Source organism: Mailhella massiliensis (assembly GCF_020741395.1).
GTDB lineage: Bacteria > Desulfobacterota > Desulfovibrionia > Desulfovibrionales > Desulfovibrionaceae > Mailhella > Mailhella massiliensis_A.
Genome location: NZ_DYZA01000236.1, coordinates 1 through 6,645 on the forward strand (window position 1 = coordinate 1; position 6,645 = coordinate 6,645).

Below are 6,645 nucleotides of genomic sequence, written 5' to 3' on the forward strand. Positions count from 1 at the left end.
ATTCTTCTTCCATGGCTTCCATCCCTACCAGATTGTTCATTTCCGGCGGGTAGATCTTGATGGTGAAGAACCAGGCGATGGGGGTGAGGATGAGTACCATGGGCATGCCTACGCAGGCCCATTCCAGGAAGGAGATGTTGACGTTGGCGGTATCCTTGAGCAGACCGATGGTCATGGCGTTCATGGAGGAGCCGGCCGGGGTGCCGACGCCGCCGATGAGGCAGGCGAAGGGCAGGCCTATCATCATGGCGCGGCCGAAGGAGCTTGCGCCCTGCATGCAGTCGTTTTTCTGCAGAATGACCAGGGCGACGGGCAGAAGCATGGCCATGACGGGGATATCAGCCAGGAAGGAGGAAAGGATGCCGCCCGCCATCATGAGGTAGAGCAGCAGCTTGCCTGGGTTGCCCCGGGACTTCACACTTTCCCAGAGAACGATGCGGCGGCTGAACCCGGAATTCTGGAACGCTATGGACACGATGAACATGGCGAACACGAAGAACACCGTGGGCGTGGCGAAATTGCCCATCATCTTGGGCAGCGGGGCGACGTGGAAAATGGCCGGAAGCACAGTGAAGAGGATTGCGGCGAAGGCGATGGGCAGGGCTTCCGTCACCCAGAAGAGCACCGCGGCGAGCATGAAGATAATGGCATACTGTCCGTTGGGGGTCAGCCCTTCAGGGGTGGGCATCAGGTATAAGACGACGGAGAGCAGAACGATACTGAGGAAACTGATGAGTTTTTTCCGCATCTTTTTTCTCCAAAGAGAAAGGGCGGAGCGGAACTCCGCCCTTTTGTGGCCTGAAGTTACATCTTGGGGAAGGTAAAGTTATCCATGTAGTAGCGGTAGGGCTGCACAGGATATTCTTCTATGGGGACGCGGACTTTGGAGAAGACAGGCTGCTTGTCGTCACCCTGGCGCACATGCAGCCAGGCCAGCCATTCTTCGTTGTTGCGCTCGGGATAGTCTTCGCGATAGTGCCCGGCGCGGGATTCCTTACGCAGCAGGGAGGAACGCACGAACAGTTCGGAGCGCATGAGCATGGTCTTCGCTTCATAGAACTTGCAAAGATCGCGCGGATCCTTGGCCATCATGCGGTCGGCCAGTTCGTTGGCGTAGTCTACGCGTTTGAGGGCGTTGGTCAGGCTGGCTTCGCTCTTGATGAGGCAGACATCGGCGGGGTAAACGATTTCCTGGGCTTCACGGATGATATCCTTGGTATCGATGCCCTTGCGGCCGATGGGGGCCAGAGCTTCCTTGAGGGCTTCGCCGGCCTGCGTCATGTTTACGGCGTTCTTTTTCTCCTGGGCCTTATGGGCCGCGTTGGCGCCGGCGATGTAACCGGTGACGGCGGTGGTGCACAGAGCCCAGCCGCCCATGTACACGCCGGGGTCGAAGCCTTTGCAGCGGCAGGCGGCGAACATGCCGGGGATGGTAGTTTCGTAGTTAAGGTCGGTCACGGGGCCGCCGCTGTGCCACATGATCTGAGGCATCCAGCGCGTCTTGCCGTCGAAGAACTTCATACCGTGCTCGTTGACGAGGCGATCATAGTTGATCTTGGCCCAGCCGCGGACAGGTTCCATCAGCTTGGCGTTTTCCTTGGTCATGGGAGTGGTGTCGAAGAAGATGGGATCTCTGCCGGCCCTGGCTTCAAAGGCCATGCCGCGTGAGTTGTAGGTAGTGTCGGTATTGGGACCCAGCTTTTCGGAGTAGTACTTCTTCATGAAGTCTTCCCCGTCCTTGTTCACAAGGCGTGCTCCCAGGGGCAGAAGGCCGGTCTGGCCTTCCCAGGAAAACACGACGGGCTGGATCCAGATGTTCATGAACTCGTTGTGTGAGAGTTCGGCTCCGGCCTTGTAAGCCAGGTAGCCGCCTTCACCTGTGGAGTTGGACATGGTGATGTAGGAGGGGCGCCATCCGCCGCCGCCCGTGGCAAGTACTACAGCGGGAGCTTCGAAAACAAAGGTTTCGCCGCTTTGGGTATGGAAGCCTGCCGCGCCTGCCACTTCACCGGCATCGTCCTTGAAGATATCGGTAATGGCCACGCGGAAGATACGGCGCACGCCGAGGCGGTCGGCCTCGCGGACCAGGGCATCACGCATACTCGGGCCGCCCGTGCCGTACGGACGGATGAGCAGCATTTTCATGTGCTTGAGGTTGCGCTGCGGAATGGCAAGAAGCTTTCCGTTTTCGTCGCGGGCAAACTGCACGCCGAGGCGTTCATAGTGCTGGAAGCGTTCGTAGGATTCTTTGAGGATGCGCTGTACGAGAGGCTGGTCGCAAAGGCCGTCATAGTAGTAGACGACGTCGTCAAGAGCAGCTTCCACCGTCGTGTCCTGCACGCACTGGAAGTCGCCGCCGGAAGCGGTGCCGAGTCCGCCCCAGTCGGCGGGGCCTTTGTCGACGAGGACGACGTTTTCAACATGTTCGCGAGCGCTGATGGCTGCCCAGAGACCGGAGAAGCCGCCGCCGATGATAAGAACGTCCGCTTTGATATGATGGTCGATATTCGTCTGTTTCATCTCTACACTCCTTCGCGTTCGAATTCGATGGTACGGGGCAGCCGTTCCTTGAAGGGGTCGATGAGGATGGCGCCGACAGGACAGGCGATTTCACAGAAGTAGCAGGTCATGCAGTCGTTCTTGTAGGCGGCTTCCGCCTTGGCCCCGCAGGTGACGCAGCGGTTGGCTTCAAGGATCATGGTTTCATATTTGAACATCTGGCCGGGAGCGACCTCATTACGCGGAGTGGCCGGCAGATTGCCGATGGGCAGTTCTTTGGAGTACTGGAACATTTTTTCCGTGGGCATGGCGGCGATCTCGCGTTTCTTCACAGGACGGGATTCCAGCATGTCCCAGCCGTCGACAAAGCAGTTGGCGGAGTAGGCCGCCTCGCGCGCGTCGGCAACTTCATGAGCGGGGTCGTGGGAGGCGCCGCGAACGGGGCCGGCAGCAAATACGCCGTTGGTTCTGGTAGCCAGGGTGACGGGGTCGGCGTCGATCTTGCCGTCGACGATATCCACGACGGAAGCGAACTGTGCCGCACTGTCCTTGCCGGTGGCGATGATCACGGCCTTGGTGTGGGCCTTGCGCAGGCCGCGGACGGTGATCTGTTCCCCGTCGCCGACGGGCGTACCGGTTTTGAATTCAATGCCGCAGCTTTTGAACCATGCTATCTGCGCGTCGAGCAGCTCGGCGGGGACGCTTTCGCGGAATTGCCCGCCCAGACTTTCTTCCTTTTCATAAACGACGACGGAGTAGCCGCGTCTGCGCATGAAGTAGGCTGCCGCAAGACCGGCGGCGCCGGAGCCGATGACGGCTACTGTGCCCGCTCGGCTTATGTCGGGCAGGGCGGGTTCGTGCTCAAGGATCCAGTGGCCGAGATAGTCTTCCATGGCCGCGATGTTGACGGAGGCGTCGATTTTCTTGCGGGTGCAGGTTTTTTCACAGAAATGAGGGCATACACGGCTGGTGAACAGAGGGAAGGGGTTGTACTGCAGCAGCTCATCGGCCGCATCGGCATGACGGCCCTGCTGAAGCAGGTGCATGTAGCTGCGCACATCGACGCCGGCGGGGCAGGCTGCGCTGCAGGGTGAGGCCTTTTCCTGGTGCGTATTCAGGCGGTAAACATCAAATGAACACGTTTTAAAACAGGAACCGCATCCAATGCATTTTTCCTGGTCGATGGAACGTAACATAAGACCTCCTCATAAATGTGGATTCAGCCCTCGGCGGCTGATACTTCAGGCTCGTGAATAAAGTAACCTATGAGGAAAAAGTGCCTTGTAGTCCCAGCTAATTTTTTGTGTTATTTTTCTCTTTTTCAAAAAAAATGGTAAGCGTCAAACGTAACGGCGCATAGACAATCCCAGCTCCGAAATGATTCTCAGAGCTGGGATTGTCTCATCATTTTACTTTACACGTCTCCGGAGCCTTCCAGGGGAGGAGACTCCGGAGTATGTCCGGTCTGGTCAGATCTGTACCATTGGCCATTTTCAGCAGCCAGGTCAAGTAGCGGTAGGGGTCCAGTTGGTTTTCCAGGGCTGTCTGGATCATAGAAAAAATTACAGCACTGCCAGCAGCCCCCTTGGGCGTATTGGCAAACAGAAAGTTCTTCCGGTCAATCACAAAGGGCTTTATGCTTCGCTCAGCACGATTATTGGAAATCTCCAATCTGCCGTCCCGCAGATAGTTGACCAGGTACGGCCATTGCTCCTTGAGATAGGTAAATGCTTTGCCCAGGGCAGACTTCGGCGCTGCCGTTCTGGTATTTGCCCATGCCAATAAAGCGTCCAGAACAGGTTTTGCCTGTTCCAGCCGCTGGACGTATCGTTCTTCTGGAGAAAGGCCGCTGAACGTATCCTCCAATTCAAACAGCTTATTGCAATAAGCCAGGCCCTGCGTGGCAGAACCACCTTTTGCCTTCCCTTTGGGCAGAGATTTGACTGCTTCATCAAACTTCCGCCGGGCATGGGCCCAGCAGCCAACCACGGTGATTTCATCCGAAAGATTGTGGTATCCGGCATAACCGTCCGTGTGGAGGTAGCCCCGGAAGCCTGTCAGAAACGCTTTTGGATGCCTGGCGCCCCGGCCCGGCTGGTACTCGTACAGGACAATGGGCTTGTCCGTATCGCCACTGGTCCGGTACAGCCACATATAGCTCTCACTCTGAGGTTTTTTGTCCGGTTCATGGAGCACCTGCAGCGTTGTCTCATCCGCATGGAGCACTGCTCTGCCAAGCAGCTCTTTATGCATCTGCTCATACACTGGGGTCAGATAATCCTCCGCTGCCCGCAGGATCCAGTTGGACATGGTCTGCCGGCTCAAAGAGATACCCTGGCGACGCAGCTCCTGCTCCTGTCGGTATAGCGGACTGCCCATCACAAATTTCTGCGTCATAATGTGGGCAATGGCTTCCGGTGTGGCAAAGCTGCCGGGGATGATATTCTTCTCCCGGGGTGCTTTAATAACCGGCGTCTTAATGTCCTCCTGGTCGCAGGTCCGGCAGGCGTAAGTGTGGTAACGGTGTTCCTCCACAACCAAACGGATGGGCTCAATCTTGAGCCGTTTGACCACTTCCACACCGATTTCCGTCATGGTATCTCCGCATTTGGGGCACACCAGTTCGTCACCCTCCAGACGGTGTTCTACCACCTCCGTGGGCATACCTTCCGGAATGTTGTCCAAGGTGTATTCATGCTTTTTGTGGCGCGTATGAGCAGCCACAGCGGTAACTTCTTCCTTCTCGGGCTGGGCAAATACCTCTACTTCATTGAACAGGAAACTGAGCTGCTCTGTGAGGGGTTCGTCACACTTTTCCGAGGACGCGCCAAATTGCTTATGCCGTACAAGGCGCAGCGCCTCCATAAGCAAATCCACCTGGTTTTCCAAATGGGAAATACGCTCGTTCTGGGTCAGAAGCTGTTGCCCCTGACCCAGTAATTTCTCATATTCCGCACGGGAAATGGTGACCAGTTCCGTGTTGCTTGTTCCGTAAAGTTCTGTATTTTTCATGGGTCTATTATACCATATTGGTGAAAAAATGCAAAAACTTTAGAGGATCTCCAGACCAGAAACAGGCTTATGTGCCTTGGGCTGGTCAACACTTAATCCCTCCATAAGCCAGCGGTATTGTTGGGGAGTCAAAGCTCTGGCCTCACTCTCGTTTCTGGGCCATTGGAAGATGCCGGACTCCAGGCGCTTGTAGAGCAGCACAAAGCCATTGCCTTCCCAGTACAGCGCCTTGATCCGATCCCGGCGTCTGCCGCAGAACAGGAACAGCGTGTTGGTGAATGGATCCAGCGAAAATTCCTGTTGAACCAACGCAGCCAGGCCGTCGATCCCACGGCGCAGATCTGTATACCCGCAGGCGATATACACCTTGTCAGCGCCGGTGAAGTCGCTCAGCATGATTGCAGAGCCCGGAGGACTGTTTCTACAGTGGCAGCATCCGCACCGCTGTGAATATCCGCCTCCATACCATGGATCCGAATTGTCACGGCCACACCGTCAGTACATACCGCCTGTACCGGCGTCACCTCTGTAAATTGAACTTCTTGCTGTGCCTGGACCATGGCATACACTTTTCTCTGCCATCTGTAGTAGGATGAGATATTGATGTCATGCTCCTGGCACCACTGCCGTACACTCATACCACTGTCTCGGCACTCGGATACAATCTGTACCCACTGTGCCAGTTTGTTCTGCTCGTTGTATGCTCGTAGTCCACTGTTCATAATAATACCTCCGCTTCGCTGGCAGTGTACGACACTACCGTGCACTGTCTGACACTACACGGAGGTATTGTTTCATATTACACTTATTGGAACAAGGCGTGGTTAGATTTTACGCTTACGGTGTTCTTTTGTAAAAACCTTAACTAAATGACATTGCTACATTCCCCTAGGTTTTTTATCCCCAGACATTCTTTCAAGTAACCTTGTAAAAATCATTCCCAACGCGACCCTCTACCACTTCGGTATTTTAACATCATCTGTCCACATGGCATGGACGCGGGCTGTAGCTGGCCGCTTGAAAAGCGACTATCGCTATTCCAAGGATATTGTGTACAACAATTTCCCGTGGCCAGAAGCTGACGGCAAACAGAAGGCAACAATAGAGCCCCTCGCTCAAGCCGTGCTTGACGCC

General features: G+C 55.7%; 7 protein-coding genes. 1 reads left to right on the forward strand and 6 read right to left on the reverse strand.

Going from position 1 to position 6,645, the window contains the following annotated elements; translation table 11 throughout:
- From K8W16_RS11525 to K8W16_RS12430, 6 genes are all read right to left on the reverse strand, one after another.
- Nucleotides 1–748 (reverse strand): SLC13 family permease (locus K8W16_RS11525; protein WP_304123973.1); only part of this gene is annotated, 748 nt, incomplete at its 3' end.
- 56 nt (nt 749–804) lie between these two features.
- Nucleotides 805–2,520, reverse strand: a complete 1,716-nt coding sequence (locus tag K8W16_RS11530) for an FAD-binding protein (RefSeq protein WP_304123976.1) — start codon at nt 2,518–2,520, stop codon at nt 805–807.
- A 2-nt stretch (nt 2,521–2,522) separates the two neighbouring features.
- The gene (locus tag K8W16_RS11535) at nt 2,523–3,695 is read right to left on the reverse strand and encodes an FAD-dependent oxidoreductase (protein WP_304123978.1); all 1,173 of its coding nucleotides are present in this window, start codon (nt 3,693–3,695) and stop codon (nt 2,523–2,525) included.
- Nucleotides 3,696–3,903: 208 nt separating this feature from the next.
- Nucleotides 3,904–5,511, reverse strand: coding sequence for an IS66 family transposase (locus tag K8W16_RS11540; protein WP_304123980.1), 1,608 nt, complete (start codon nt 5,509–5,511; stop codon nt 3,904–3,906).
- Between the two features lie 39 nt (nt 5,512–5,550).
- Nucleotides 5,551–5,907 (reverse strand): IS66 family insertion sequence element accessory protein TnpB, encoded by a 357-nt coding sequence (gene tnpB, locus K8W16_RS11545; protein WP_304123983.1) that lies wholly within the window; start codon nt 5,905–5,907, stop codon nt 5,551–5,553.
- Nucleotides 5,901–6,233 carry a transposase gene (locus K8W16_RS12430; RefSeq protein WP_369694476.1) on the reverse strand — a complete coding sequence of 111 codons (333 nt, stop codon included), beginning with the start codon at nt 6,231–6,233 and terminating at the stop codon, nt 5,901–5,903. Before K8W16_RS12430 ends, tnpB begins: the two co-directional genes overlap by 7 nt.
- Before the next feature lie 160 nt (nt 6,234–6,393).
- On the opposite strand from K8W16_RS12430, the gene K8W16_RS12435 reads away from it, so the two are divergent.
- The coding region (locus tag K8W16_RS12435) for a type IIL restriction-modification enzyme MmeI (protein ID WP_369694477.1) at nt 6,394–6,645 on the forward strand (252 nt) is incomplete at its 3' end.

Excerpts from the sequence above, each read along its gene's own strand:
- K8W16_RS11530 (WP_304123976.1), bottom strand. The coding sequence starts at position 2,520 with ATGAAACAGACGAATATCGACCATCATATCAAAGCGGACGTTCTTATC.
- K8W16_RS11540 (WP_304123980.1), bottom strand. The coding sequence starts at position 5,511 with ATGAAAAATACAGAACTTTACGGAACAAGCAACACGGAACTGGTCACC.
- K8W16_RS12430 (WP_369694476.1), bottom strand. The coding sequence starts at position 6,233 with ATGAACAGTGGACTACGAGCATACAACGAGCAGAACAAACTGGCACAG.
- tnpB (WP_304123983.1), bottom strand. The coding sequence starts at position 5,907 with ATGCTGAGCGACTTCACCGGCGCTGACAAGGTGTATATCGCCTGCGGG.
- K8W16_RS11535 (WP_304123978.1), bottom strand. The coding sequence starts at position 3,695 with ATGTTACGTTCCATCGACCAGGAAAAATGCATTGGATGCGGTTCCTGT.